This window comes from Flavisolibacter ginsenosidimutans (genome assembly GCF_007970805.1).
Classification (GTDB): domain Bacteria; phylum Bacteroidota; class Bacteroidia; order Chitinophagales; family Chitinophagaceae; genus Flavisolibacter; species Flavisolibacter ginsenosidimutans.
The window spans coordinates 3681505-3706557 of record NZ_CP042433.1; the positions used below are offsets into that span (position 1 = coordinate 3681505).

The 25053-nt window shown below is 44.9% G+C and carries 26 protein-coding genes; 12 read left to right on the forward strand and 14 right to left on the reverse strand.

Translation table 11 applies throughout. The features are described from left to right. Nucleotides 1–66: 66 nt before the first annotated feature. From FSB75_RS15575 to surE, 3 genes are read right to left on the reverse strand one after another with little or no spacing between them, the layout of a single operon-like run. Nucleotides 67–963, reverse strand: coding sequence for a diacylglycerol/lipid kinase family protein (locus tag FSB75_RS15575; protein ID WP_146789381.1), 897 nt, complete (start codon nucleotides 961–963; stop codon nucleotides 67–69). Continuing rightward, a complete protein-coding gene (locus FSB75_RS15580; protein WP_146789383.1) occupies nucleotides 963–1376 on the reverse strand; it encodes a hypothetical protein in 414 nt (137 codons plus the stop codon). Before FSB75_RS15580 ends, FSB75_RS15575 begins: the two co-directional genes overlap by 1 nt. Before the next feature lie 10 nt (nucleotides 1377–1386). Continuing rightward, entirely contained in the window at nucleotides 1387–2145 is a 759-nt protein-coding gene (surE, locus tag FSB75_RS15585; RefSeq protein WP_146789385.1) for a 5'/3'-nucleotidase SurE, read from the reverse strand. Between the two features lie 80 nt (nucleotides 2146–2225). Between surE and FSB75_RS15590 the strand changes: the two genes are divergently transcribed. Then, nucleotides 2226–3140 (forward strand): diacylglycerol/lipid kinase family protein, encoded by a 915-nt coding sequence (locus FSB75_RS15590; RefSeq protein ID WP_146789387.1) that lies wholly within the window; start codon nucleotides 2226–2228, stop codon nucleotides 3138–3140. Beyond that, nucleotides 3121–3345, forward strand: a complete 225-nt coding sequence (locus FSB75_RS15595; protein ID WP_146789389.1) for a DUF2905 domain-containing protein — start codon at nucleotides 3121–3123, stop codon at nucleotides 3343–3345. Before FSB75_RS15590 ends, FSB75_RS15595 begins: the two co-directional genes overlap by 20 nt. On the opposite strand, the gene FSB75_RS15600 is transcribed toward FSB75_RS15595, so the two are convergent. The 3 genes from FSB75_RS15600 to FSB75_RS15610 form a co-directional block, all read right to left on the reverse strand. Next, nucleotides 3346–4668, reverse strand: a complete 1323-nt coding sequence (locus tag FSB75_RS15600) for an APC family permease (RefSeq protein WP_146789391.1) — start codon at nucleotides 4666–4668, stop codon at nucleotides 3346–3348. A 117-nt stretch (nucleotides 4669–4785) separates the two neighbouring features. Next, the gene (locus FSB75_RS15605; protein WP_146789393.1) at nucleotides 4786–7113 is read right to left on the reverse strand and encodes an ATP-dependent helicase; all 2328 of its coding nucleotides are present in this window, start codon (nucleotides 7111–7113) and stop codon (nucleotides 4786–4788) included. Between the two features lie 117 nt (nucleotides 7114–7230). Next, entirely contained in the window at nucleotides 7231–8088 is an 858-nt protein-coding gene (locus tag FSB75_RS15610) for a hypothetical protein (protein WP_146789395.1), read from the reverse strand. A gap of 179 nt (nucleotides 8089–8267) precedes the next feature. Between FSB75_RS15610 and FSB75_RS15615 the strand changes: the two genes are divergently transcribed. From FSB75_RS15615 to FSB75_RS15630, 4 genes are all read left to right on the forward strand, one after another. Beyond that, the gene (locus tag FSB75_RS15615) at nucleotides 8268–9392 is read left to right on the forward strand and encodes a D-alanine--D-alanine ligase family protein (protein ID WP_146789397.1); all 1125 of its coding nucleotides are present in this window, start codon (nucleotides 8268–8270) and stop codon (nucleotides 9390–9392) included. A gap of 19 nt (nucleotides 9393–9411) precedes the next feature. Continuing rightward, nucleotides 9412–10839, forward strand: a complete 1428-nt coding sequence (locus FSB75_RS15620; RefSeq protein ID WP_172623170.1) for an SET domain-containing protein-lysine N-methyltransferase — start codon at nucleotides 9412–9414, stop codon at nucleotides 10837–10839. Between the two features lie 74 nt (nucleotides 10840–10913). After that, nucleotides 10914–11795: an ABC transporter six-transmembrane domain-containing protein gene (locus tag FSB75_RS15625; RefSeq protein WP_146789402.1), complete on the forward strand. Its 882-nt coding sequence runs from the start codon at nucleotides 10914–10916 to the stop codon at nucleotides 11793–11795. A gap of 20 nt (nucleotides 11796–11815) precedes the next feature. Beyond that, on the forward strand, nucleotides 11816–12307 hold the full coding sequence (locus tag FSB75_RS15630; RefSeq protein ID WP_146789404.1) for an SET domain-containing protein-lysine N-methyltransferase: 492 nt from the start codon (nucleotides 11816–11818) through the stop codon (nucleotides 12305–12307). 18 nt (nucleotides 12308–12325) lie between these two features. Here the strand turns inward: FSB75_RS15630 and FSB75_RS15635 are convergent, their stop codons facing one another. Together FSB75_RS15635 and FSB75_RS15640 are read right to left on the reverse strand one after the other, a co-directional pair. Then, on the reverse strand, nucleotides 12326–12697 hold the full coding sequence (locus FSB75_RS15635; protein WP_146789405.1) for a hypothetical protein: 372 nt from the start codon (nucleotides 12695–12697) through the stop codon (nucleotides 12326–12328). 6 nt (nucleotides 12698–12703) lie between these two features. Beyond that, nucleotides 12704–13264, reverse strand: coding sequence for a TlpA family protein disulfide reductase (locus FSB75_RS15640; protein WP_146789407.1), 561 nt, complete (start codon nucleotides 13262–13264; stop codon nucleotides 12704–12706). A 186-nt stretch (nucleotides 13265–13450) separates the two neighbouring features. Between FSB75_RS15640 and FSB75_RS15645 the strand changes: the two genes are divergently transcribed. Both FSB75_RS15645 and FSB75_RS22315 read left to right on the forward strand, forming a co-directional pair. Further along, nucleotides 13451–13810, forward strand: a complete 360-nt coding sequence (locus FSB75_RS15645) for a single-stranded DNA-binding protein (RefSeq protein ID WP_146789409.1) — start codon at nucleotides 13451–13453, stop codon at nucleotides 13808–13810. A 137-nt stretch (nucleotides 13811–13947) separates the two neighbouring features. Continuing rightward, nucleotides 13948–16155: a helix-turn-helix domain-containing protein gene (locus FSB75_RS22315; protein WP_317130401.1), complete on the forward strand. Its 2208-nt coding sequence runs from the start codon at nucleotides 13948–13950 to the stop codon at nucleotides 16153–16155. 32 nt (nucleotides 16156–16187) lie between these two features. Here the strand turns inward: FSB75_RS22315 and mnmG are convergent, their stop codons facing one another. Together mnmG and ybeY are read right to left on the reverse strand one after the other, a co-directional pair. Then, nucleotides 16188–18050, reverse strand: a complete 1863-nt coding sequence (gene mnmG / locus FSB75_RS15655; protein WP_146789411.1) for a tRNA uridine-5-carboxymethylaminomethyl(34) synthesis enzyme MnmG — start codon at nucleotides 18048–18050, stop codon at nucleotides 16188–16190. A gap of 47 nt (nucleotides 18051–18097) precedes the next feature. Next, on the reverse strand, nucleotides 18098–18556 hold the full coding sequence (gene ybeY / locus FSB75_RS15660) for an rRNA maturation RNase YbeY (RefSeq protein WP_146789413.1): 459 nt from the start codon (nucleotides 18554–18556) through the stop codon (nucleotides 18098–18100). A gap of 53 nt (nucleotides 18557–18609) precedes the next feature. Between ybeY and FSB75_RS15665 the strand changes: the two genes are divergently transcribed. Further along, nucleotides 18610–18828, forward strand: a complete 219-nt coding sequence (locus FSB75_RS15665) for a FeoA family protein (protein WP_146792006.1) — start codon at nucleotides 18610–18612, stop codon at nucleotides 18826–18828. Between the two features lie 20 nt (nucleotides 18829–18848). Next, complete coding sequence (gene nadD / locus FSB75_RS15670) at nucleotides 18849–19433, forward strand: nicotinate (nicotinamide) nucleotide adenylyltransferase (protein ID WP_146789415.1); 585 nt, start codon at nucleotides 18849–18851, stop codon at nucleotides 19431–19433. Here the strand turns inward: nadD and FSB75_RS15675 are convergent. The 3 genes from FSB75_RS15675 to FSB75_RS15685 all read right to left on the reverse strand — a co-directional run bounded on the left by FSB75_RS15675 (nucleotide 19421) and on the right by FSB75_RS15685 (nucleotide 23292). Further along, nucleotides 19421–20671 carry a chromate transporter gene (locus FSB75_RS15675; protein WP_146789417.1) on the reverse strand — a complete coding sequence of 417 codons (1251 nt, stop codon included), beginning with the start codon at nucleotides 20669–20671 and terminating at the stop codon, nucleotides 19421–19423. The genes nadD and FSB75_RS15675 overlap by 13 nt on opposite strands. A gap of 131 nt (nucleotides 20672–20802) precedes the next feature. After that, entirely contained in the window at nucleotides 20803–22443 is a 1641-nt protein-coding gene (locus tag FSB75_RS15680) for an ABC-F family ATP-binding cassette domain-containing protein (protein ID WP_146789419.1), read from the reverse strand. A gap of 120 nt (nucleotides 22444–22563) precedes the next feature. Beyond that, on the reverse strand, nucleotides 22564–23292 hold the full coding sequence (locus FSB75_RS15685) for a phosphatase PAP2 family protein (protein WP_146789421.1): 729 nt from the start codon (nucleotides 23290–23292) through the stop codon (nucleotides 22564–22566). Nucleotides 23293–23378: 86 nt separating this feature from the next. Here FSB75_RS15685 and FSB75_RS15690 point away from each other — a divergent pair, with 86 nt between their 5' ends. Further along, nucleotides 23379–23642 carry a KTSC domain-containing protein gene (locus FSB75_RS15690; protein ID WP_146789423.1) on the forward strand — a complete coding sequence of 88 codons (264 nt, stop codon included), beginning with the start codon at nucleotides 23379–23381 and terminating at the stop codon, nucleotides 23640–23642. A gap of 76 nt (nucleotides 23643–23718) precedes the next feature. On the opposite strand, the gene FSB75_RS15695 is transcribed toward FSB75_RS15690, so the two are convergent. Continuing rightward, nucleotides 23719–24141: a GlcG/HbpS family heme-binding protein gene (locus FSB75_RS15695; RefSeq protein ID WP_146789425.1), complete on the reverse strand. Its 423-nt coding sequence runs from the start codon at nucleotides 24139–24141 to the stop codon at nucleotides 23719–23721. A 72-nt stretch (nucleotides 24142–24213) separates the two neighbouring features. Here FSB75_RS15695 and FSB75_RS15700 point away from each other — a divergent pair, with 72 nt between their 5' ends. Further along, complete coding sequence (locus tag FSB75_RS15700; RefSeq protein WP_146789427.1) at nucleotides 24214–24981, forward strand: polysaccharide deacetylase family protein; 768 nt, start codon at nucleotides 24214–24216, stop codon at nucleotides 24979–24981. Nucleotides 24982–25053 lie beyond the last annotated feature (72 nt).

A 25053-nucleotide genomic window follows, 5' to 3' on the forward strand; every position in this document is an offset into this window, starting at 1 on the left:
TTCTGCTATTAGGGCAAGTACCGGAAGTCCGCAGAGTTGATAGGACTTTTACGAATCAGTGCGTAATTATTGCAACAACCGAAAGCAATCGTGCTTTACTTTAAATTCCAGCTCCTTCACCGTCTCCACCGGGTCGCCGTCAATGTGCATAGGCGCTTCGTCAAGGTTGGTAATGTGCAGGCTTTCCGTTTGAAAATAAATAAGGCTGCTGCGTTCGTCCACAATGTCCACTCGCTGTACTTTGTTGAAGCCGCTGATTTGTTTTAGTGTTTGAAACAACACGCTCAACTTGTTTTGCTTTGTCATAATCACCACATCCAGCAAGCCATCCGTTAAGGATGCTTTCGGCGCAATGGTAAAGTTGTTGCCAAACTGGTTGCTGTTGGCAACGGAGATAAAAAACGCTTCCGTTTTTATTTCTTTCTCCGCTGTGTTTATTACAAAAGAATAAGCGGTTGAAGTAAAAAAGTTTTGCAGCGTTTTCTTCACATACGTGGTAAGGCCGCGTTTGGGAGCGTCGGCAAAATCGTGCGCCACCTGCGCATCAAACCCAAGGCCCACCAACATGCACGCAAAGCGTTTGTTGATGGTAAAGCCGTCGGTTAGTTTGCTCTTGCCGTTGAAGGCGATCTGCAAAGCCTTTACCGGGTCTTTTGGTATGCCTGCACTAAACGCAAGTCCGTTGCCCGAACCGCATGGAATAATGCCAAATTGCACGTTCTGTTTACGCAGGCTGTTTACGGCCTGATTGATCGTTCCGTCGCCGCCGGCAATAATTACATCCGTAAACCTTTCGTCTTTGATAACAGGATAGAGAAAAGAATAATCACCGTTGGAAACAGAAGGATAAATAGAAAAGGGAAAACCAATCTTTCTGGTTTCCTGCTCGATAATTTCCCGCAGGTTTTTTTTGTTGCGTGTGCCGGAAATAGGGTTAACGATGAAAAGAAGTTTTCGCTGCATCAGTCAAATCGAATGGTGCACAAATGTACCCTTCGCAACCGAACGACAGCGCCGCCTTCGTCCAAAACCGGTACCGTATAAATTTTTATTTGCGGCGACGTTGGCTTCCACTTCTTCAAGGTCTTCACCGGTATTACAAGGCTCAACGTTTGCTCCGAATAAAGCTCTCTGTCGCCGGTATTAAACACCATGATGCGGCGCTTGCGCTGGCCTTCCACCGCCCCCGGAACATACGTAACAATCAGGCTTCCTTTTTTTAAATCCTTTACCGCGATTGTGTTGGCCGTTGTGTCCTCGGTATTGGCCGTAAGCAAGGTCTTGCTGTTCAACTCCACCGTCCAGTGTTGGGTCGTTTGCGAAAATCCTTGCAGGACAAAGACTGTGGCAAACAGTGATAAACAAATTGTTTTCATACGCTTCATGCTAAATTTTTTTTACGCCTTCTTTTTGTGTTTGGGTTGAAGAAGAAATCCGCTTTTGCAATTCCGCTTCGTCGGTTAAATCCAAACGCAAGGGCGTTATGGAAACATAGCCGTTCTCCACAGCCCAACGATCTGTACCTTCTTCGGCAGGACCAAGCGGAATGACCGTAAACCAATAATGCTTTCGCCCCATTGGGTCCACGGCCGGTTCAATTTTATTATCGTACAGCCGCACTGACTGACGCGTCCACATAATGCCCTTTGGCTGCGGTGGAAAGTTTACGTTGTACAAAGCCAGCCGGTCTTCTTTTAGCAACAGTTCTAGCGTTTGTTTTACAAAAGGCGTCAGCGCTTCAAAATCCGGCTCTGCTTTGCCTACCGGCGTACTCAACGCAATGCCTTTCACGCCCAGCAAAACCGCTTGTTTAGCAGCAGCCAAAGTACCCGAATGCCACATGGCGTTGCCAAGATTTGGTCCCATGTTGATGCCCGAGAGCACCACATCTGTTTTACAAATGTGCGTTCCCAGTGCGGCGCAGTCGGCTGGCGTACCGTTTACCTTAAAGGCCTGCACACCGTCAACCGCTATCGTTGCTTTCTTGTACGAAATGGGCAAGTGTGCTGTGATGGCGTGCGAAGCAGCAGAACGCTCTACATCCGGCGCCATCACGGTTACACTGCCGAAATCTTTTGCAATCTGCGCCAGTGCAGCCAGGCCCGGACTGTAAATGCCGTCGTCGTTTGCAATGAGTATGTTCATACAGAAGGCTGCAACATTTTTGTGCCAATTGCACAACTTTTCTGGTATGCTTTTGTTGAGCTAAGCAACAAGCATTGTTTATGCACAACGTACAACTGATACACAACCCAACCGCCGGCGACGAAGAACACAACAGGGAAAGCTTGCTGGCCCAGATAAAGGCAGCCAGTTTTGAATGTAGATATAGCTCTACAAAGGAAGTAGGCTGGAAGAAAACGATTGATAAGGACGCAGAATTAATAGCCATTGCCGGCGGCGACGGAACCGTGCGTAAAGTGGTGAAACAACTCTTTAAACAAAAACTTACCCGCATACCCATTGCCGTGTTGGGACTGGGCACGGCCAACAACATTGCCAAAGCATTTGGCGCTTATGGCAATACCGAAGATGTAATTCAGAATTGGAAGAACGCACAGGTTAAAAAAGTGGACATTGGCCTGGTGCAAAACGTGCCCGGCATTGACTTTTTTCTCGAAGGTTTCGGCTTTGGCATTTTTCCTTACCTGATGAAAGAAATGGAAAAATTAGAAGAAGAATTTCCTTCGCCGGAAGAAGAATTGAAAGCCGCACAAAAAAAGCTGCACAAAATTTTGATGGATTACGAACCTCGCCAGTGTCAATTAGAAGTGGACGGCACCGATCATTCGGGAAAGTTTTTTATGGTGGAAGTGATGAACATTCGATCCATTGGACCCAATATGGTGCTGGCGCCAATGGCCGATGCGGGCGATGGCGAATTAGACGTAGTGCTGGTTCCCGAAGCGCACAAAGAAAAATTTTCCGATTTTCTTTTGCATAAACTTTCGGGCGGCGACACGGACACGTATCAGTTTCATACGCTGAAAGCAAAAAACATCACCATTCGCTGGGACGGCACACGCCTTCATGCTGACGATGAAATGCTGAAAATGGAACGCGAAGTAGAAGTGAAAATCAGCGTGAAAGAAGGAGCTTTGCAATTCATCGTTCCGCAAGATGAATCAGCAAACCGGTAAATACATCATTGTCTTTGGCGCCTTCATCGTTGTAGTTGGCGCTATCGTTTATTTCTTCGGTAACAAATTGCATTGGCTTGGACGCTTGCCCGGCGACATACGAATCGAGAAAGAAAATTTTCGTTTTTACTTCCCGCTTACCACCATGATTTTGTTCAGCGTGCTGCTTACGCTTATCATCAACCTGGTCAGGCGGCTCCTCTAATCAAAACGAAAATCGTTTTCGCTTTCGCCGTTGCACAAAAAGCCAAACCACTTCAGCACTTGTTAACGCAGCCAGTGCAAACAAAGCCGGCGCTAATGCTTTTTCGGAATTCAGAAACGCTCCGGTTAACGCAACGATATAAACCGAAAAAGGCAGCAGGGCAAGGCAAACCAATCCTGCCCTGTTCAATGGAATTTTAAAAGGACGATGTTCCTGCGAAGCAAGCTTTCGCAAGCGAATCAGCGCAACATATTCCAACAACAAGGCCGCACCGTAAAGCGTAATGTCAATGATGAGCAGTTCGCCGAAACTCCAAAACACCATTACGCTTACAACCACCGAACAACAAATGATGGATGCATAAGGGCTTTTGTATTTCGGATGAAGCGCACCTAACTTTTTGGGGAGCAAGCCGTCTTCCGCCATTACTTCCGGAATGCGTGAAACCGATAACAACACGGCTGAATACAAACCCAAGGCACTCGCCATTCCACCCATTGCAATGATGCCGCCCAAAACATCACCGCCAACTAACCAACCCAGCGCTGGAAACCCTTGTTCCGACAAGATCGTGGGATTCATATTAGCATTCACCGAAATGAGCGTTGCAATCAAATAAATGCTCAGCACCGCAACAAAAGCAACGAAAACAGAAACGAGGTAAGAGCGAACGGGCTTGTCCACTTCTTCGGCATACGTTGTTACGTTGTCCCAGCCAATGAAATTCCACATCACCGTGTAAAGCCCCAGGCCAACGTTGGAGAAAGAAGTGCTTTTAAACGATGGTGTTGGAATAATCAAATGGCCGTTGTGTTGCATCAGCGACCAACCAAAAAGAAGAAGAAAGGGGATCAGCACAAGCGCACTCAATACGAGTGAAACCTTTCCCACGGGCACAATGCCCAACACATTGATGCCTGCAGAAATCCAGATGATGAAAAGACAAACCGGGATTTTATATGCTTCGGCTTGCGGAAAAAAGAAGGAGAGATATTGCACAAACAGCACCGGGTAAATGGCAAGGTCGGCAAAGGTGTAAAGCCAGGTCCACCAGCCTTCGTAAAAAGCCCAACGCAAACCCAACGCACGTTTCACCCATTGATAATAACCGCCGGTTACCGGCATCAAACTGTTTAATTCGAGAATGGCAAAAATGGTTGGGATGTCCCACAACAACGGCGTTACCAAAAGCAAAAGAAACGCAGCATTCGAACCGGTTTGCTGCAGCAAAGGTTCTAACCCGTAAGGCCCGCCGGAAACGGTAAGAAAGATGACGGCCGCAAGTTGAATGGGTTTGAGCTTGCGTTTGACGGCAGTTGACATTGCGTAAATGTAAAACCGTTCCCGACATCATTGTTTTCTCTTTAAACAGAGAATCGTCGCAACAAAAAGGCAAACCACTCCCGGTGGTTTGCCTTTAAACAATTCGTGTCATTCGGTTCATTCATTCGTGGTTGGTACAATCATCAGCTTCGCATAATTCAACATGATTTTCTTTTCACCGTTCGCATCAAACTTGATGGTGGCAACAGGATTGTGCGAAGAGCCTTCGAGTTTCACTACGTTGCCGAAACCAAATTTCTGGTGCTCCACTCTCATGCCTTCTTCCAGCTTTGAAACGTCGCTCGGAACAAAATTGGCCGAAGGCGTGTGAGCTGTTTCCTTCGGTTTTCCGTTGCCCCCAATCAACGTTGACACAAAACTTTTTTCGCTCTTCTCTGTGCCGCCAAAACCACGGTTCATGCGTTCAAAGGCACTGCCCATTAGTTTAGACGAGCCTTGGTTTTTTACACCGCCGCCTGCAAAAGATTTATCAAGATACTCTGCCGGAATTTCTTCAATGAAACGACTTGCATCCGCTTGTTGCAGTTGTCCGAATTTGTAGCGTGTGTTTGCGTACGTGAGATACAATCTTCCTTTCGCTCTTGTGATGGCTACGTAAAAAAGACGCCGTTCTTCTTCCAGTTCATCTCTTGTGTTTATGCTCATCGCGTTTGGGAAAAGACCTTCTTCCAACCCACCGACAAACACTACCGGAAACTCCAATCCTTTTGCGGCGTGAATGGTCATCAATTTCACCGTATCGGCGTCGGGATCTTTTTGATCCGAGTCGGTAAGCAGCGTAATTTGTTGCAGGTAAGCGCCCAGGCTTTTGTCGCCCACTTCGCCGCTTTCTTCGCTTGCGGGTGTTTCAGTAAATTCTTTTATTGAGTTCAGCAATTCCTGCACGTTCTCGTAACGCTGTACGCCTTCGGTGCTTTTATCGTTAAAGAGTTCTTTTACAAAAGCTGTTTGCTTGCCTACATGAAAAGCAACGTCGTATGCGTTCTTTGAACCCAGCATGCTGTGAAAACTTTTGATCATCAGCACAAATTCTTCAATAGCCTGCAAGGTGCCGGCACGAAAACCCGACGCGGCCGCATCGGTTAACACTTCCCACATGGAAATGTTGCGTTCGTTGGCGGCAAGAATGGCTCTGTCAACCGAAGTTTTGCCGATGCCGCGAACGGGATAATTAATGATGCGCTTTAGGGCTTCTTCGTCTTTTGGATTGACGATGATGCGCAGGTAAGCGATGTAATCTTTGATTTCTTTTCGTTGATAAAACGAAATGCCGCCGTAGATGGTGTAGGGAATGTTGGCGCGGCGAAGGCTTTCTTCAAACGAACGGCTTTGTGCGTTGGTACGGTAAAGAATCGCAAATTCTTTGTTCTTGAAATGATTTCTTAACCGCATTTCCTGGATCTGGTCCGCAACGAATTTTCCTTCGTCGTTATCGGTCATCGTGCGCACCAGTTTTATTTTTTCGCCGGCGCTGTTTTCGGTAAAAAGCGTTTTCGGAATTTGTCCTTTGTTGTTTTTAATGACTTCGTTGGCAATGTTCAAAATGGTTTGCGTGCTGCGGTAATTCTGTTCCAGCTTAATCACTTTTACTTCGTCGTAATCTTTCTGAAACTGCAGAATGTTTTGAATCGTTGCACCGCGGAACGAATAAATGCTTTGCGCATCGTCGCCCACCACGCAAACGTTTTCACTGACTGCGCCCAACAGTTTAATAATCTCGTACTGCGCCGGGTTGGTATCCTGGTACTCGTCAATCAAAATGTACTTGAACTTGTGCTGGTACTTGTGCAGCACCTCCGGAAAGGTTTTGAGCAGCTCGTACATTTTAAAAAGCAAGTCGTCAAAATCCATCGCGCCGTTCTTGAAACACCGCTTTTGATACGCATCATAAATGTGCCCAATCATCGGGCGATTGGCCCGCATGTCTTCCTGCTGCAAATAATAATCGGCCATGTATTCTTTGGCGCCAACCAATGCATTCTTTGCTCCCGAAATACGGTTGTAAACCGCGTTGGGTTTGTAGTGCTGTACGTCGAGATTCAGTTCATTGGTTACGGCTTTCACTACGCTCTTTGCATCGTCGGTATCGTAGATGGTAAAGGCGTTTGGATAACCAAGGCGGTGTGCTTCTGCACGCAGTATTCTTGCAAACACCGAGTGAAACGTACCGATGTATAAATTTCTCGCCTCGCGGTTAGCGAGAATATGCTCAACGCGTTCTTTCATTTCGGCCGCAGCCTTGTTGGTAAACGTGAGTGCGAGTATGTTGAACGCATCTACGCCTTTGTTCATTAAGTGCGCAATGCGGGTGGTCAATACTTTGGTTTTCCCGCTGCCGGCGCCGGCAATAATCATCAGCGGCCCTTCGGTTGTTATCACCGCTTCGCGCTGCCGCTCGTTCAATCCCTTCAGGTAATCTTGCATAAAAAAACTTCGCTTTTTGCCCGTTGTCATTCTGAGCTTGTCGAAGAACGCGAAGGTACGTTTCGAGCCTGCTATCGCTATGGTAAAACGGTGTTTTTATCGCTAAATTTTACCGGTCTAGTTCAGCGGTAACCTGTAACTCACTCCAACCGTGCAATAAAAACTGTTGCTTAAATTTTCCACTTTCGACTGCGAGGTGAGCACTGCGCCATTGGGCCGGTACACGGTCGTCACAATTACGTTTGGGTTGGTGGCGATGGCGTAAACCGGCGTAGCAAAAAATGAAAAGTTTTTCACCTTGCACGTCAGGTCGGCAGCCAATTCGTAATCCAAAATTTTAAAGGCCGAAGCGTTGAGTGTTTCTTGCGTAACAGAGGCGCTGACCAATTTCTTTTTACCGCCTTTGCGCAGCTTGTAATAACCGTCGTAAAAATGCTGCGTGCCGCCATTTGCCGTAACCGATGGTGTAACGGTTAAAGTATTGCCTGCATAAAAGCTGTGCTCCAAACCAAAGCCCGCAAAATAATCGGGCTGGTTGTTGCCAAAGCTGATGCTGCCGTTCAGCACCGGCGTCAGGTAAAGTGTTTCGTAAGTGAGGTAAGCATTCAGGCCTGCGCTTACTGTTGATTTTACGTTCACGCTTTGGTTGTTGTAGAAAAATTTGGCGGCAGAAAGGCTCGCGTCAAAATTACCCGCCGCATAATCGTAGCCCGCCTCCAGTGTGGCCGCGTCCACGCGGCTCTCCTGTGTTAAGAAAGAAAGGTTGGCCGAAGCAAAAAATCCCGAAGGCGCCGTATAAAAAATTCCCGGTGTGAAGTAAGAAAGCTCACTCGAATCTTTGCGCCCGAGGTAAACGCTGTTGTTTATATAAGATAGCTCAAATTTTAAGACGGTTTTTTTTGTTGTACTGTCTTCTTGTGCAAAAGAAGAGAGACTGCAAAGAACCGTTAGTGTAACGAAAAAGATTGTTCTCATAGAATTGGGTTTTGACGGCATGCTAATATTGTTTTGAACAAAGAAAGCATTTCGGTGCAAGAGTTTAAAAGCGCCGAACGACGAAGGCCCAAAAAGCGTAGCCGAAATTTTTTCTTGCAAGCAAACGGAAACGTTTTACCTGATTAATGTTTAGCTTTAAAAGCAAGAAATACTAACCCATGTCCGGTTTAATTCCCTTTAAGAAGACCTTGCCTTTTGTGCTGGTGCTGGCGCCGCAAGTGCAAACCGCCGATGAGACAATTGATTACTATTACGACTTCTCGCAAAGCATTGAAGAGTTCACCCGCGCCTTTGCGCTGCTGAACCTTAAATGGCAATGGCAGACCGTAACGATGCAGAATTACAAAGCCCTTATTGACGCTGCAACCGCAATGCACAAAGCAAAAGACCTGCTCATTTTTAATTTGTGCGACGGCGATGAAGTGAACGGCGTCCCGGGTGTTTCGGTGATTGATTACCTTGAAGAAAAAAGCTTGCGTTACACCGGTGCTAACCACTTCTTTTATCAAATCACCACCTCGAAGATTGTGATGAAAGAAGCCTTCGACAAAGCAGGCGTTTCTCATGCGCCCTGGTTTTCCATTACAAAACCTTCGTTCAAATTGAACGGCGAATTTCATCACTTGCCGAAGCCCTTGATTGTAAAACCCGCAGTATCTGCGGGCAGCATGGGACTTGGCGTTCGCAACGTGGTGCATACCGAAACCGAATTAAAAACGCTGGTGAAAGAATTGTACAAAGGCCATCACGGCTGGCAACTGTCAAGCGGTGGCTTTGTGGCCGAATCGTTTATCAAAGGAAGAGAATTCACTTCTTTCATCATCGGTTCCCACAATGATTTGTTTGTTTATCCGCCGGTGGAAAGAGTGTTTCATCAAAGCTTGCCCGAACTGGAAAAATTTCTATCGTTTGACAGGCTGTGGGAATTTTACGAAGACGAGAAACCCATCGGCGATTACGAAGATTTTTACAATTACTTTCCCGTTGACAAAACATTGGGCGAAGAAATTATTGCCTTGAGCAAGGAGGCATACAAAGCCGTTGGCGGAACGGGTTATGCCCGCATTGATTTTCGTCGCGATGAAGCCACGGGCAACTTGTTTGTGCTGGAAGTAAACGCACAATGCGGCTTAAGCGAGGACGAAAACCATACGTCCATCGGCGCCATTCTTCGCTGCGCGAAAGAGCCTTACGCCTTTGCGCTGCAACGCATCATGGCCGACGCCTTGCAAAAGAAAAAACAAAAACAACCAACAAAAATTTCCTCATCGCTTTCCTGTTGACGTTATGAAAATTTGTGTGTTGCAACCTGATTATTCCACCACTTCTGTTGACTATCAATACTACGATCCGCCGCGCAACTTGTCCGGCCTTTTGCCCGAAGCACAAGTGGATCATGTCTTTCTAAACAAGCTCACAACCTACAAGCAACTCAAAGAACTTTCCACCCAAGGTTATGCCTGCTTTGTCAATTTGTGCGAAGGTTATTTGCAGTGGGAGATTCCTTCGATAGACGTGGTTTATTCCTTACAGTTACTGAAGCTTCCGTTCACCGGTCCTACCACCCAGCTTTATGATCCGCCGAAAGAAGTAATGAAATACGTGGCTTATGCCGAAGGCGTAAAATCGCCGGCTTATGCGGTTGCGTGCAAAGGTGACGATGTAATTTCCGCTTGCACACACTTGTCTTACCCGCTTTTTGTAAAGCCTGCACATGCCGGCGATAGCCTGGGCATAGATGAAAAATCTTTCGTGCAAAACGAAAAAGAATTGCTGCAAAAAACAGAAAGCCTTTGGAATGATTACAACGAAACATTGATAGAAGAATTCGTTGACGGAAGAGAGTTTACGGTACTTGTTGCCGCCAATGCCGCATCGCCAAAAACCTGCATGGTGTTTACGCCGCTTGAATACGTTTTTCCGTCCAACAGGAAATTTAAAACCTACGCCTTAAAAACATCCGAGCTTCATCCCGAATGCAATTTTTTGGTGAAGGATGAAACGATTGCATCCATGTTGAAAGAAGCCGCGGAACGTATTTTCATTTCGTTTGGCTGCGTGGGTTATGCAAGGCTCGACTTTCGGATGAACACAAATGGCGAGATTTATTTTTTGGAAATCAATTTCACTTGTTCGGTTTTTTATACCGATGGTTTCGAAGGCTCTGCAGATTACATCATCAAAGGAGACGGCATCGGGCAGGAAGGCTTTCTTCGGCACATCATTGCCGAAGGCATGGCAAGGCACGAACGAAGCAGAAAGAAATACGCGATGAAGGGGAATGCGATTTCAGGATTTGGCATTTATGCTGCAACAAACATCAAAAAAGATGAAGTGATTTTCTGCGGCGAAGAAGGCGAGCACCGTTTGGTTACAAAGCGGCACGTTGAAAAGGATTGGTCAAACGATGAGCAAAAAGCGTTTCGTCATTATGCTTATCCCATCAGTGATGAAGTGTTTGCGATATGGGACAAAGAGCCTGAAAACTGGGCGCCGCAAAATCATTCCTGCAACCCCAATACGGCTTATGATGGCTTGGATGTAATAGCAATAAAAGATGTAGCCAAAGGCGAAGAATTAACGCTTGATTACGCCGCATTTTTAGATGAAACCGCAGCCTCGTTCGAATGCCGTTGCGGTGCGGTGAATTGCCGAAAAATAATCCGGGGAAAGGAGAGCAATTCGGTAACGGAAAGAGAAGCAAGACTCAAAAAAATTACGCAGCTTTAATCTTGGTTTCGCAATGTGTCTTTCGAACTGAAAGAACAGCAAGCAGCACAATGAACCTTCGCAGTTGAAATATCATGTCACGCATTGGGGTTTTAAAAGCAATCGTTCTAAAGCACAAGTCTCAACTCTTGCTTACGAATGCATTGTTTGCCGTTGAAATGCTCGGGCCTTTGCTGCGTCCTTATTTTCTTGGCGAAGCCGTAAATGATTTGATTCGGCATCGCTACCGCGGTTTGTTTTGGTTGGGTGGTTCGCAATTGCTCTGGCTCATTGTTGGCACGATTCGTCACCGCTACGATACCCGCACGTACACGTCCATTTACAATTCGCTTGTTACCCGAATGATTACGAAGGTTAAAACAGCGGCCATCTCTAAACTGAGTGCTCATGCCAATCTTGCCCGCGAGTTTGTTGACTTTTTGCAGTTTGATTTAAACTATGTTGTTGAAGCGGGTTACAATCTTATTGGTTCGTTGCTCTTGCTTTTTGTTTACGAAAAAAAACTGGTGGCGCTTTGTCTCCTGATGCTCGTTCCGGTACTCCTTATTTCTTATCCATACGGCAAACGCATGAGGCGATTGAACCGCCAAAAGAATGATGAACTGGAACGCCAGGTGGATGTGATTGACACACGCGACAAGGAAATCATTGAAACGCATTTTGAACGGCTGCGGTTCTGGCAAATTAAAATCTCCGATGGCGAAGCGTTCAATTTTGGCTTGATGGAATTGTTGGTTTTGGTTGTGATTGTTTCGTCCTTGTTGTTAACGGTGAACGCATCAACCAATACCGTGATGGCCGGTGATCTCATTGGCATCTACAATTATATTTTAAAATTTGTTTCGGGGCTCGATACCATTCCTTATACCGTTCAGCGTGTAGCATCGTTGCGCGACATTTTGCAGCGGGTAGAGCTGGGCGTTGAAAAAATTGAAAACGACGAGGAAGAGCAATAAACAACAAGCAATTTGCAACCATGAACGATAAAAGAAAAATCATCAACCGCTACGAAGCCGTGAGTGTTGAAGAAAGTTTACGCACAGGCCAGCGTTCGCTTCACGCAAGCAAAGCCTTTCAAAAAGACGAAATTATTTCTTCGTTTGCGGCTGCGGAAGAACGTTCGTCGCCAACCTCTTTAACGCTGCAAAAAGACGATAACGTGCACATCGTTTTATCGCCATCGTTTTTGCAATACGTCAATCATTCCTGTTCTCCTTCTGCTTTTTTTGATACGACGTTGATGCAGTTTGTTGCGTTGAAAAATATTGCTGAAGGCGAGGAGCTGACGTTCTTTTATCCTTCTGCCGAGTGGGAAATGGCACAGGCTTTCGATTGCCGTTGCGGTCATCACAATTGCCTGGGAACAATTAGCGGCGCGGCTTTTTTATCAACAGAAGTGTTACAGCGTTACCGCCTGACGGATTTCATTCAACGCAAACTGGCTGAGCAAAAAGAAAAAAGAGCCTGAGCTGCAAAAGAATTTGTTTTATTGTTTCCCGTCCCTTTTTACAATCAAAAACCAATCATGCTCCAACGGCAGATAGCCGTACTCGTAACAGAAGGTGTAAACATTTCCTTTCTTGTTGGTATAAGTATGCGTGAGGTATTTGAACTGAAATCCCTGATGCAATAATTTGTCTTTGGCGATCTTCTGCATTTCTTCATCGCCTAAAATAGTTTCCAGAATGCGCCGGTTTTTTAAAAGCACGTTGTTGACGTTGCGAACGAAGTTGCTTGATGCGGATTTCAAACCGTTGTTGTAGGCGTTGCGGCAATAATCGTTGCAGTATTTTTTATCGGCACGGCCGTGTAAAATTTTTCCGCAGGCAAGACATTCTCTTTTGGTGGTTGCATCCATCGGCGATTAATGTTGTTCGGATAATGCAATGATTTTTTGATAGAACTCGTTGTGTAAAAACTCTTCCGCTGATTTTTTGTCTTTCGCTCCGCCAAATACGAGGTGATTGATCTTCCCGGCCGAATCAACCAACACATTGGTTGGGAAACCTAAGCCACGATTCAAACGCTGACAGCCTTTTGCTTCAATGTGATACACAGGATAAAACAACCCGTATTTTTCGCGTAAGGTTTTTAATTTTTCAATCGGCTCAAACGTAAAGGAAACAAACAAAAAGTTTGCGTTGTTCTTTGTTTGTTTATACAGGGTATTTAGTCCGTCGAGTTCAGTAATGCAAGGCGCACAAGATTCAAACCAAAAGTTGACAAATACTGTTTTGCCCTTGAACGCTTCTGTGGTGATTACCGAATCACCCGTTGCTGAGAAAGCACCAAAAGGTTTTCCAATAGTTGTCTTGCGCATGGCTACCATTGGCGGAAGTGACGTATCCATTTCAGCAGAAGTAATCGTTTGCGCAAAGGCAAACGAATTAATGAGAAGCACCAAAAGCAGAAAGTTTCTTTTCACAGCAGAAATTTTCTTTAAGGTAACCAATCTTTTATCCGTGTACAAACGCTTACAAACGTTTCTATCCGAAAGCAAACGACTAAAAACCGGCTGCCGTTTTTTCGTCCATTCACCTTTGTGCTGTCAATCGGCCGGCGCCGCAGATTGATTGAGATAAAAAATTCATTCACCGAAAAATTTGATTTTATGTACGCACTCAAAAACAAGGTTCAATTGATTGGCCATATCGGCAATAACCCCGAGGTTCGCAATTTCGAAGGCGGAAAAAAATGGACACGCCTTAGCATTGCCACCAATGAAACATACCGCAACGCACAAGGCGTAAAAATTACCGACACGCAATGGCACAATTTGGTAGCCTATGGAAAGGTGGCCGAACTGATTGAAAAATACGTGGTGAAAGGTTCCGAAATTGCCGTGGAAGGCAAGTTGATAAACCGCAGCTACATTGACAAAGAAGGCCTGAAAAAATACGTGACCGAAGTGCAAGTTTCCGAACTTCTTTTGCTTGGTACTAATGCCGCCAAAGCCGCTGCAGAGGCTTAGTTCAGCAAATAACTCTGATCAAAATCTTAATCCGTACTCTTCCTTTTTTTTACCAATTTCTAAAGCCTCTCTTCCGTCGCTTTCGGTTAACTTACAGCCTCTTTATTTTCCTTTTCGCAAGGAAAAAGTTTTATCTTTTGCGACTTCATCTTTCTATGCAGCACGACAGCACAAACACGGTTTTCTCTCTGGCCGCCGATTTGGTAAATCACACGTCGCGGCATCTGTTTCTTACGGGTAAAGCCGGCACGGGCAAGACCACGTTTTTGAAATACATTAAGGATACCACGAAGAAGAACACCGTAATTGTTGCACCAACCGGCGTGGCGGCCATCAACGCAAGCGGCGTTACCATGCACTCTTTCTTTCAATTGCCGTTTGGCCCCTTCGTGCCCGCGTCAACAAATCTTTACAACGGCAACGGGCAGGCAACTGATAAACACAGCTTGTTTAAAAATATTTTTTTCACCTCCAGCAAGCGGGAGTTGCTGCAAGAATTGGAACTGCTCATTATTGACGAAGTAAGCATGGTACGTGCCGACATGCTGGACGCGATGGACGTTATTCTGCGACACTTTCGTAAAAAATATAACGTGCCCTTTGGTGGTGTGCAAGTGGTGTACATTGGCGATTTATTTCAGCTTCCGCCGGTAGTGCAACAGCAAGAGTGGGCCATTCTTAGCGAGCATTACGAAAGTCCTTTTTTCTTTGATGCCAAAGTGGTGAAAGAATCGCCGCCATTGTATATCGAACTAAAGAAAATTTACCGGCAAAACGAACAGCACTTTATTGACATACTTAACCGCATCCGCAACAACATTGCCAACGCAAATGACCTGGCTGAATTGAACAATCGTTACAATCCTTCTTTTAATCCGCCAGCCGAAGAAAAATACATTACGCTTTCCACGCACAACCGCAAGGCCGACGTGATTAACGAAGCTGAGTTAAAAAAGCTGCCCGGCAACTTGCACATGTTTACGGCCGAAGTCACCGGAGAGTTTTCCGATAAGGCTTTGCCAACCGAAATGAATCTTCAATTGAAAGAAGGTGCGCAGGTGATGTTTGTCAAAAACGATTCGGGCACAGAGCGCCGTTACTTTAACGGCAAGCTGGCCATCGTAAAAAAAATCAGCAACGATGAAATAACGGTTTCCTTTGACGACGGCGAAGACTTGAAGCTGGAAAAGGAAACCTGGAAAAACATCCGTTATAATTACGACAAGGAAAAAGGCGATATTGACGAAGAGGAATTGGGCAGCTTTAAGCAATATCCCATTCGATTGGCCTGGGCCATCACCATCCACAAAAGCCAGGGACTTACGTTCAACAAAGCTGTGATTGATGCCGGTTCTTCTTTCGCCGCAGGCCAGGTTTACGTAGCCCTCAGCCGCTGCACCTCGCTGGAAGGATTGGTGTTGCACTCCAAAATTTTTCCGCACGTAATTGCCACAGACAAGCGTGTACTGGCCTTTGCCGAACGAGAAGCCGATGACGAATATTTAGAGCAATTGTTGAAAGAGGAAAAAGAAAAGTTTCAAGCGGAAGTGTTGGTCAAAACATTTAATTGGGACAAGGTTATTTTGGCGCTGCACGACTGGCTGCAAATTATTCCCGGCAAAAAATTACCCGACACCGACGAAACATTGAGACTTTGTCAGGACCTGATTAAAAAAGCCATTGAGCAACGGGAAGTGGCCTCGAAGTTTCAGAACCAATTGCGCAGCGTTTTGCAAAGCGGCGACAAAGACCTCTTGCAGCAACGGGTGAATAAGGCCGTGCTTTATTTCGCCAAACAATTGGTTGACGACATCATTGTTCCCTTGCAACAACATCTTGCTTCGCTGCGCTTTGCCAGCAAGGTTGTGAAATACACGAAAGAGTTGCGGGTTATTGAAGGCATTATTTTGCAGCAATTGGATAGGTTAAACAGCATTGCCTTCGGCGACTTGGTTTTTGTGCAATACGAAGCGCCGGTTGTAAAACCACAACCCGATGCACCAAAAAGCTTCAAGAAAGAGAAGCTGCAAAAAGGTGCCAGCCACAGAGATACCCTACAATTGTATCGCGAAGGAAAAACCTTGCAGGAAATTGCCAGCCTTCGTAACCTGACTGTGAATACCATCGAAGGACATTTAGCCACTTTTATTTACAGCGGCGACCTTGAATTGGATGAATTGGTTCCGCCATCAAAGAGCAAAGTCATTCTTGCCGTAATTGACAATGCAGGAATGACGGCAACTTCTATTAAGCAACGGTTAAGCGATGAATTTTCATTTGGAGAAATAAGAGCCGTTATGAATTGGCACCGCCTACAGCAGGAACAAAAAAAGCAGCTTTCATAAAACTGCTTTTCGGAAAATCATCTGGACCGAATTTATCTTCCCATGTAAACCATCAGTATTTGCACATCGGCAGGGTTAATGCCCGAAATACGACTGGCTTGACCCAAAGTTCTGGGCTTTACCCGGGTAAGTTTCTCTCTGGCCTCCGCTCCAAGTGATATAATTCGTTGATAATCAAATATTTCTGGAATTTCAAGATCTTCCAGTTGCCGCATCCGGTCAACCAGTTCTTTTTCCTTATCAATGTAAACTTGATACTTGGTTTGAATCTCAGCCTGTTCTATTGCTTCTTTCGAAAAGCCATTCAACGCCTCTTTCACTTTTGGAACGTTTCTGCTTAAATCTTCCAGGTTGAGGTTTGGACGAAGGATAATTTTTTCCAGCCGTTGCTTTTCGGAAATGGTAGCCCCGCCAATGCCTTGAAAAAAGGCATTGATTTCGGATGGCTCAAGAGCAGTTTCCTTTAAGTTCTTTTTAATGTCTTCTACGTCTTTTCTTTTCTGCAATACTTTGTCCATTCGCTCCTGCGAGGCAAGCCCTATGCGGTAGCTCTGTTCAGTCAGCCGGAGATCGGCATTGTCTTGCCGTAATAAGGTCCGGAACTCTGCTCTTGACGTAAACATCCGGTAGGGCTCCTGTGTGCCTTTGCTGATCAAATCATCAACCAAAACACCAATGTAGGCATCGCTGCGTTTTAGTATAAAAGGCTTCTCTCCTCTCCATTTCAAGTGGGCGTTTATACCAGCCATTAATCCTTGGCAGGCAGCTTCTTCATAGCCGGTCGTACCGTTTATCTGTCCGGCAAAAAAAAGGTTTTCAATTTGCTTTGTCTCAAGACTGTAATTCAATTGGGTTGGCGGGAAATAATCATATTCAATAGCGTAGCCTGGCCTGAAGAACTTCACATTTTCAAACCCCCGGACCTTCTTTAGAGCTTCGTACTGTACTTCCTCCGGTAATGAAGTTGAAAAGCCGTTGACGTAAACCTCCACCGTATTCCAACCTTCGGGTTCTACAAAAAGCTGATGCCGGTCTCTTTCGGCAAAGCGGTTTATTTTATCCTCAATACTGGGGCAATATCTCGGCCCCACTCCTTCAATACGCCCGGTAAACATCGGGCTTCTATCAAAACCTGTTTTTAAAACATCGTGTACTTCGGGAGATGTATAAGTGATCCAACAGCTTCTTTGCATTGAGGGCTTCGGCGTGTCTAGATATGAAAATCCGGAGATTGCTTCATCGCCTTTTTGCTCTTCCATTTTGGAATAATCGAGTGAACGACCGTCAACTCTTGGGGGCGTGCCCGTTTTCAGGCGATCGCTTTCAAAACCTAAAATCACAAGTTGTTCGGTTAATCCTTCGGCTGATCTTTCGGCCACCCTTCCACCCCCCAGTCTTTTCTCACCGATATGAATAACGCCGTTTAAGAATGTTCCATTTGTTAGAACTACGGCCTTTGCCTTAATCTTATGTCCCAAGCCCGTTAACACGCCAGCGGCTTGTCCGTTTTCAATCAAAAGACCCTTTACCATATCTTGATAAAATTCCACGTTGGGAGTTTGTTCAAGCATTTCACGCCATTTCAATGCAAACAACATGCGGTCGTTTTGCGACCGTGGACTCCACATAGCTGGACCTTTAGAACGATTCAGCATTCGAAACTGGATCATCGAGGCATCTGAAACGATCCCTGAATAACCGCCAAGTGCATCTATTTCACGTACAATTTGCCCTTTTGCAATTCCTCCCATTGCCGGATTGCAGCTCATTTGTGCAATGGTTTGCATGTTCATGGTAATCAAAAGAACTTTTGAACCCATGTTTGCTGCTGCTGCGGCAGCTTCGCAGCCCGCGTGACCGGCCCCAACAACAATAACATCGTAATTCTGAAACATAGCTTGTAAAGATATTTTAACGTTCCACGGGGAACGTGTTAATCTTTCTAGGACTTTATTTCACGTGGAACAAAATATTGCTCAATCCACAAGTCTTCTGCAAGGCGCATCAGCCGAGAGTCTTCTTTTGTTTTATCCTTAAAGCCCGCCAAGTGCAATGCTCCGTGAAAAATTACACGGTGTAGCTCCTCTTTAAAAGAAGAGCGGAAGCGGTAAGCGTTATCCTTTATCTGGTCAATGCTAATAAAAATGTCTGCCACTAGCGGCTCGTTCTTAGGGGAAAGCTCGAACGTGATGATATCGGTGTATGTATCATGGTTGAGGTATTTTCTATTGATTTTATGTAGGTAAGCATCGTTGCAAAAAATATAATTGATGGTTTCAACAGTTCTCTTCTTCTTTTTCAACTGTTTTAGGAGGAACTCTTTAAGCCTGTTTCTGTCGGAAAAATGAAAGCCTGTGCTTAAATAATGGAAATGAATCTTCGGAGAAGTCTGCTTCTTCATTTGTCAAAATTCGGGAAGCCTTGCCAACGTTTAAATTAGCTTTGACAACGATTATGCGTTTATCACAGTTAAAAGCTGGGCAGAGAGGAAAAGTAAAAGGGTTTGAGAGTTCAGAATTAGAATTGAAGCTAATGGAGATGGGCTGTATCCCGGGTGAAATTGTTATAGTTGAACAGATTGCTCCTCTCGGCGACCCAATCTCTATTCGCATTTCCGGGTACTCACTAAGTCTTCGGAAAAACGAAGCGCACCAAATTCTACTGGAAGATTAAGTATTATAACAAGCCCTTCAATGAAAATTGGTCTCTACTTCGGCTCGTTTAACCCAATTCATACTGGCCACCTCATCATTGCTAATCATATTTTAAACGAAACGGATCTGCAAAAAATATGGTTTGTGGTTTCGCCTCAAAACCCGTTTAAGCCCTCGGCTACTCTTCTCAATGAATATGACCGGTTGTATCTGACGCAAATAGCAATAAAGGAGGATGAGAGACTTAAAGCTAGCGATATCGAATTTTCATTATCGAAGCCTTCTTTTACCGCTCATACGCTTGTGTATTTAAGCGAAAAATATCCCGCCCATCGGTTTTCCATTATTATGGGAAGCGATAGTTTTCAAAATATTGAAAAGTGGAAAAACGCGACGGCTATACTTGACAATTATCCCCTCTTCATTTATCGCCGCCCCGGATTTGAGGTTGAGAATAATTTGGGAGCAAAAATTATGATAATGGATGCACCCGTTCTGGAAATCTCGGCAACATACATCCGTGAGTGCATTCAAAAAGGAAAGTCTATAAAGTACTTAGTTCCGCAATTGGTAGAAGAAGAAATTGAGAAGAGCGCCTTCTACAAAAAGTCTTATAAAAAGTAACCCAGTAGCAAACAGACGCCTACAATGAAGGGCGAATAAATCCGGGTAAAGCGCAACAGCAAAAACGTACAGATAATAAAAGAAAGGTTTAGAAGACTTTCGGCTGTTGCATCGGCCAGCGAAATGTCTTTCATGATATAAAGTGTTGAGGCAATCATGATACCGACCACGGCTGCGTTAATTCCTTCCAGTGAACGATAAACAATCGCATATTTTTTGAGGTAATTCCAAACCGGGAAAAAGAATAACACAAGCAGCGCACTGGGCAAAAAAATAGCTACCGCTCCTATTAAACAGCCAAGAACTTGTACAGCTGCCCCCATGTTTTTTAAAGCCATGCCGCCAGTAAAAGAAGCAATGGAAAATACAGGACCGGGTATGGCACGAACAATGCCCATTCCGGTGGTCATTTCCTCTTTGCCAATCTCAATCTGATTTCTTGCGCCAGCCGGATCGGTAATTTTTCTCACCTCTGGCCTTACCGAGTATTGCTCGTACATCATGGGCATAAGCACATGTCCACCGCCAAAAACCAGACTCCCCATTCGGTAAGTATTTTCAAAAAGATTTAGCGGCTTTCGCGCTGACCAATCTTTTTTGCGCGATGTTTCGCTAAAAAAGCCCGCAAGTAAAAAAATGGTTACAAACAGCCAAGCATTGGCCCACTTGACTTTCTTCTGGCTAATCTCGAAATCAGGAATACGCTTTTTGCTAATGTTGGTAGCAGCGCCGCTTAAAACAATTAAAACAGGGAATATCCAAGGGGATTTAAAAAAAATATACGTAGCTCCAACGCACAGAAGCATGATTATCCACGTGATTAAATTCTTAACCGATATACCGAAGGCTTTTACCGCCGCATAAACCAGAAAACCAACAGCCATCGAAGGAACATATTGAAATAACCGCCTATCTAACTGTTGGCTTTCAATGTGCGGAAGCAAAAAGGAAAAAGCACCCATCAATATACAAGCCGGTGATACCCAAACGATTAGAGTTAAAATGGCCAAAGGCACACCACCCCTTTTGTAGCCAATAAGGGTTACAGTTTGGGTGGAAGAGGCGCCTGGTAAAAGATTGCAAAATGCATTGTATTCCAACAATTCTTCTTTGGTTATATAGGGTGTCCGGTCAACAAACAGTTTCATCATCATGGCAATGTGCGCCTGCGGACCACCAAAAGCCGTGATGCTATACAAAAAAACCCGCTTTAAAAAAGGAATGTGTCGAAGCATCATAGCGGATTAAATGTAAGTAAACTGCTCGAACCCTTACCTTGAGAAGGTTAAAAATGGTTAAGCATAAAAAGAGCCGCTCCTCAGAACAGCTCTTTTTTAGAAACTAAAATTTTTGAAAATCGGTTCTTGCCTTATGCCATCACCGCTTCACCGTACATTTCTTCCCGAAGTTCTTTTACCCGCTTGTCTTCCAAATATTCATCAAAGCTCATCAGGCGGTCAATGATGCCTTTAGGTGTCAATTCAATCACACGGTTAGAAACGGTTTGCATAAAGGTATGGTCGTGTGAGGTTAAAAACACAATGCCGGGGAAAGAAATGCAGCCTTCGTTGAAGCTTTGAATACTTTCCAGATCCAAATGATTGGTAGGCTGGTCAAGAACGATGAGGTTAGGATTTTGCAACATCATGCGGCTGATCATGCAGCGAACTTTTTCGCCTCCGCTCAACACATCTGTCTTCTTCAAAATATCGTCGCCGCTGAAAAGCATCTTGCCTAAAAAGCCGCGCAGGAAAGGTTCGTCTGCATCCGTTACGTGTTGAGGAACATATTGCCGAAGCCACTCCATCAGGTTCAGGCCGTTTCCAAAAAACTCTGTGTTCTCCAGCGGCAGGTAAGCTTTTGTGATGGTAGTGCCCCATTCAAACTTGCCTTTGTTGGCTTCTTCATCGCCATTGATAATTCCAAAGAAAGAAGTAACGGCAGAAGGATCCTTGCTAAAGAAGGCGATCTTTTCTCCCTTATTTACGCTAAACGTAACCTTATCAAACAGCAGACGTCCGTCTACTGATTTGGAAAGATTTTCAACGTTCAAAATCTGGTTTCCCACTTCACGCTGCGGCTGAAAAATAATTCCCGGATAACGGCGGTTAGAAGGCTCTATCTCTTCAATTGTCAGTTTTTCCAAAGCCTTTTTACGTGAAGTAGCCTGACGGGATTTAGACGCATTGGCCGAGAAACGGGCAATGAAATCCAAAAGCGCCTGACGCTTGTCTTCTGTTTTCTTATTCTTGTCAGAAAGTTGGCGGGCCATCAGTTGTGATGACTCGTACCAGAAAGTATAGTTGCCGGTAAAGACTTTGATTTTTGAGCGGTCCACATCGGCTACGTGTGTACAAACCGCATCCAAAAAGTGACGGTCGTGCGAAACAACGAGTACAATGTTTTCATAATCGGCCAGAAAGTTTTCAAGCCAGCCAATGGTTTCAATATCAAGTCCGTTGGTCGGTTCGTCAAGAAGCAGAATGTCGGGGTTGCCAAAGATTGCTTGCGCCAACAGCACCCGCACTTTCATGTTGGAAGGAATGTCTTTCAAAAAAGATTGATGAAACTCTTCGCCCACACCCAATTCACTCAACAAGGTTGCCGCGTCACTTTCGGCCGTGTAACCACCCATCTCGCCGAACTCGGCTTCCAATTCGCCCGCCTTCATGTAATCATCTTCTGTTGCATTTGGATCGGCATAAATAGCGTCCTTTCTGTGCATCACGTCCCACATTTTTTTGTGGCCCATCAGCACTGTGTTCAGTACTGTTTGTTCGTCAAACTCAAAATGATTCTGCTTTAACACAGCCAGGCGTTCGCCCGGAGTAATGTCAACTTTGCCTTTGTTGGGCTCAATCTCGCCAGAAAGAATTTTCAGAAAGGTAGATTTACCGGCGCCGTTTGCACCGATAATGCCGTAGCAATTTCCCTTGTTAAAGGTGATGTTTACTTCGTCAAAAAGAACCCGCTTTCCAAAGGAAAGCGAAACATTATTTACTGAAATCATAACCACAAAAAATGAGGTGCAAAGGTACTGCTTTGACAGTGCCTTACGAAGAGTGTTTCGTTAAGAATTCCTCATTAAAAGCTTAGCGAAAAATTTACGAAAACTATTTTCCAGGAACGATCATCGTGATTCTTGAACTTGTGCCTGCACACTGCGATCCAGTTTCTGACGGCTGTAACGTTCCATGCGGTTGAGCATCCAAAGCGCAAAGGTCAGCCACAGAAAACCCACACAAAAACCAGCAATCACATCGGTGGCATAATGCACCCTCAGATAAACGCGGGAAAAACCGATTACCAAAATCAAAATCATTAGCAGTGCAATAAGGCACCACTTCAAGGCTTTGTTTTGGACTGCTTTAAAAATGATATAGATGAGCAGTCCGTAAAACGTAATGCTGAATAAGGCGTGACCACTTGGAAAACTCAAACCTTCGGCGTGAAACAGCAAAGGAACGTCGGGCCGCGAACGATGAAACAAATACTTCAAGCCGAACATCAAAGCCAAACTTGTTAAAGCAATGGCCGGAACTTTTATCGAATACCACTTGTGCTTTTTGATGAAAAGAAAATAAGCTATCAGGCCAAGATTGGCCGGAATCAAAAACTTGTGCGTACCCAAAAATGTGAAGAACAACATGAGGTCGTTGTTGCGTTCGCTGACGCGAGTTTTCAGAAAAGAAAAAATACCTTGGTCGAAACCCGTTTTGTGCAAAACAATCACGTTGCGGATGAGATAAGCTAGCGCAAGCAAGGCAATGATAAAGAGAAGAAGCATGATCGCCATCTCCGCGGAAAGCAGTGCCAAGGCTGCTCCTGCCTTTTTTACCCGTTTTGAAATTTGCTTCATCAATTACAGCGTTCTGCAAATGCTGTGCGAAGCATCTTAACAGATGAGTTGGTTAATCTGGTATAATTTTTTTGGCTTATACAATTATGTCAAAGCCTGTATTTACAACAAAATCTACTACCATTCATAAGGTAGATTACAACGAAAAAGAAAAGAACCTTGATATAGAGTTTCGCAGTGGAAATGTGTACCGTTACTACGACGTGCCGCCGCGGCTCTGGAAAGTTTTCCAGCTTTACATTGAATGCGAAGGTTCGCCGGGATCGTTCTTTAACGAGTACATCAAGGGACAATTCAACAGCGAAAAAATTAAAGACGTAAGCGCCGAAGAAGACGGCAACGAGGCATAAATTTTCGCAAGCAAGAACATTTTTCTTTCGATTAAAAGAACCGGATCACGGTTCTTTTTTATTTGCCGAAAAGCTGTTATTCTTTCCCTTTTATTGCGGAAAGAAAGGTTGCACCGGCCGTTGCAATTCTTCCGTCATCTGCCGCCGCTGCACCGCTCACGCCGATGGCGCCAATGAGTTTACTGTCGTACACTAGTTGCACGCCACCTTCAATGGATAAAGTATTGGGCAAGGCCAGCACACGCAATTGTCCCTGCTTTAAAAACTCTTCGTGGTATCTGGTATCTCTCCGGTAATTAACGGCATGTTGCGCTTTGGCAATGGCAATATCGCCGCTGGCATTCGTGCTGTCGTCCATCTTTAAAAAATAAACAAGCCGGCCGGCATCGTTCACCACCGCAATGCAAACGGCAAGGTTTTGCTTGACCGCTTCCGCTTCTGCTTTTTCTGCAATTTGTTTGGCAAGCGCCAATGAAATAGAAAATTTCTTGAGCAACATTTGAGCTTCAATTTTTCCGAACAAGATAGCCGATAAATTTTTCAGAAGTTGCTCCTTTACCTTTATTTCACAATGAAAGCTTTCTTCTTTCTTTTCCTTCTTTTGGTAAACAATATTTTTCTTTTTGCGCAAAAAGAAAAAGGCTTTGCATTGGTGCAAGGCGCTGTTGTAAGAGGCAATTCAACGAAGAAAGAATTAGCCCTTGTTTTTACCGCCGACGAAACCGGCGAAGGACTGCCAACGATTCTTGAAACACTGAAAGGAGAAAAGATAAAAGCATCTTTCTTCTTCACCGGACGGTTTTATCGCAAGGCTTCGTTTCAACACTTCGTGCAACAAGCAAAAAAAGAAAGGCATTATTTAGGACCGCATTCGGACGGGCACCTGCTTTATTGCGATTGGAACAAACGCGACAGCTTGCTGGTAACAAAAGACAGCTTTGAAACTGATTTGGAAAAGAATCTTCGTACAATAAAAGATAGTGGCCTTCCGCGTCCGCGTTTTTTTATTCCGCCATTTGAATGGTGGAACGATTCGATTGCTGTTTGGAGTAAAGAGAAGAATCTTTTGCTTTTCAATTTCACGCCGGGCATTCGCACGGCTGCCGATTATACATGGCCGGAGTTGGGTACAGTTTACAAAAGCAGCAAGTGGATCATGAACTGGTTGAAAGAATTTGCGGCAACAAATCCCACAGCTTTAAACGGCGCCATCGTTCTGCTTCATGCCGGCACGGATGAAAGAAGAAAAGATAAATTCTACAACCGTTTGCAGGAGATGATTCGCTTTTTGAAAACGAAGGGTTATTCCTTCAAACGAATTGATCAACTTCTGGATTAAGCCTTCCATTTTATTGAACAGGACAGTGCTTGTTAGTACTTCTGCGCACTTGCTTTAGCTTTAAGAAAAAAC

Bases quoted from the DNA above. Each gene is read 5' to 3' on its own strand.
- FSB75_RS15685 (WP_146789421.1), bottom strand. From the start codon at position 23,292: ATGAAGCAAATTTCAAAACGGGTAAAAAAGGCAGGAGCAGCCTTGGCA.
- FSB75_RS15590 (WP_146789387.1), top strand. From the start codon at position 2,226: ATGCACAACGTACAACTGATACACAACCCAACCGCCGGCGACGAAGAA.
- FSB75_RS15615 (WP_146789397.1), top strand. From the start codon at position 8,268: ATGTCCGGTTTAATTCCCTTTAAGAAGACCTTGCCTTTTGTGCTGGTG.
- FSB75_RS15680 (WP_146789419.1), bottom strand. From the start codon at position 22,443: ATGATTTCAGTAAATAATGTTTCGCTTTCCTTTGGAAAGCGGGTTCTT.
- FSB75_RS15665 (WP_146792006.1), top strand. From the start codon at position 18,610: ATGCGTTTATCACAGTTAAAAGCTGGGCAGAGAGGAAAAGTAAAAGGG.
- FSB75_RS15600 (WP_146789391.1), bottom strand. From the start codon at position 4,668: ATGTCAACTGCCGTCAAACGCAAGCTCAAACCCATTCAACTTGCGGCC.
- FSB75_RS15675 (WP_146789417.1), bottom strand. From the start codon at position 20,671: ATGATGCTTCGACACATTCCTTTTTTAAAGCGGGTTTTTTTGTATAGC.
- FSB75_RS15630 (WP_146789404.1), top strand. From the start codon at position 11,816: ATGAACGATAAAAGAAAAATCATCAACCGCTACGAAGCCGTGAGTGTT.
- FSB75_RS15625 (WP_146789402.1), top strand. From the start codon at position 10,914: ATGTCACGCATTGGGGTTTTAAAAGCAATCGTTCTAAAGCACAAGTCT.
- FSB75_RS15610 (WP_146789395.1), bottom strand. From the start codon at position 8,088: ATGAGAACAATCTTTTTCGTTACACTAACGGTTCTTTGCAGTCTCTCT.
- FSB75_RS15695 (WP_146789425.1), bottom strand. From the start codon at position 24,141: ATGTTGCTCAAGAAATTTTCTATTTCATTGGCGCTTGCCAAACAAATT.
- FSB75_RS15645 (WP_146789409.1), top strand. From the start codon at position 13,451: ATGTACGCACTCAAAAACAAGGTTCAATTGATTGGCCATATCGGCAAT.
- FSB75_RS15690 (WP_146789423.1), top strand. From the start codon at position 23,379: ATGTCAAAGCCTGTATTTACAACAAAATCTACTACCATTCATAAGGTA.
- ybeY (WP_146789413.1), bottom strand. From the start codon at position 18,556: ATGAAGAAGCAGACTTCTCCGAAGATTCATTTCCATTATTTAAGCACA.
- surE (WP_146789385.1), bottom strand. From the start codon at position 2,145: ATGAACATACTCATTGCAAACGACGACGGCATTTACAGTCCGGGCCTG.
- FSB75_RS15635 (WP_146789405.1), bottom strand. From the start codon at position 12,697: ATGGATGCAACCACCAAAAGAGAATGTCTTGCCTGCGGAAAAATTTTA.
- FSB75_RS15580 (WP_146789383.1), bottom strand. From the start codon at position 1,376: ATGAAAACAATTTGTTTATCACTGTTTGCCACAGTCTTTGTCCTGCAA.
- FSB75_RS15700 (WP_146789427.1), top strand. From the start codon at position 24,214: ATGAAAGCTTTCTTCTTTCTTTTCCTTCTTTTGGTAAACAATATTTTT.
- nadD (WP_146789415.1), top strand. From the start codon at position 18,849: ATGAAAATTGGTCTCTACTTCGGCTCGTTTAACCCAATTCATACTGGC.
- mnmG (WP_146789411.1), bottom strand. From the start codon at position 18,050: ATGTTTCAGAATTACGATGTTATTGTTGTTGGGGCCGGTCACGCGGGC.
- FSB75_RS15605 (WP_146789393.1), bottom strand. From the start codon at position 7,113: ATGCAAGATTACCTGAAGGGATTGAACGAGCGGCAGCGCGAAGCGGTG.
- FSB75_RS15595 (WP_146789389.1), top strand. From the start codon at position 3,121: ATGAATCAGCAAACCGGTAAATACATCATTGTCTTTGGCGCCTTCATC.
- FSB75_RS15575 (WP_146789381.1), bottom strand. From the start codon at position 963: ATGCAGCGAAAACTTCTTTTCATCGTTAACCCTATTTCCGGCACACGC.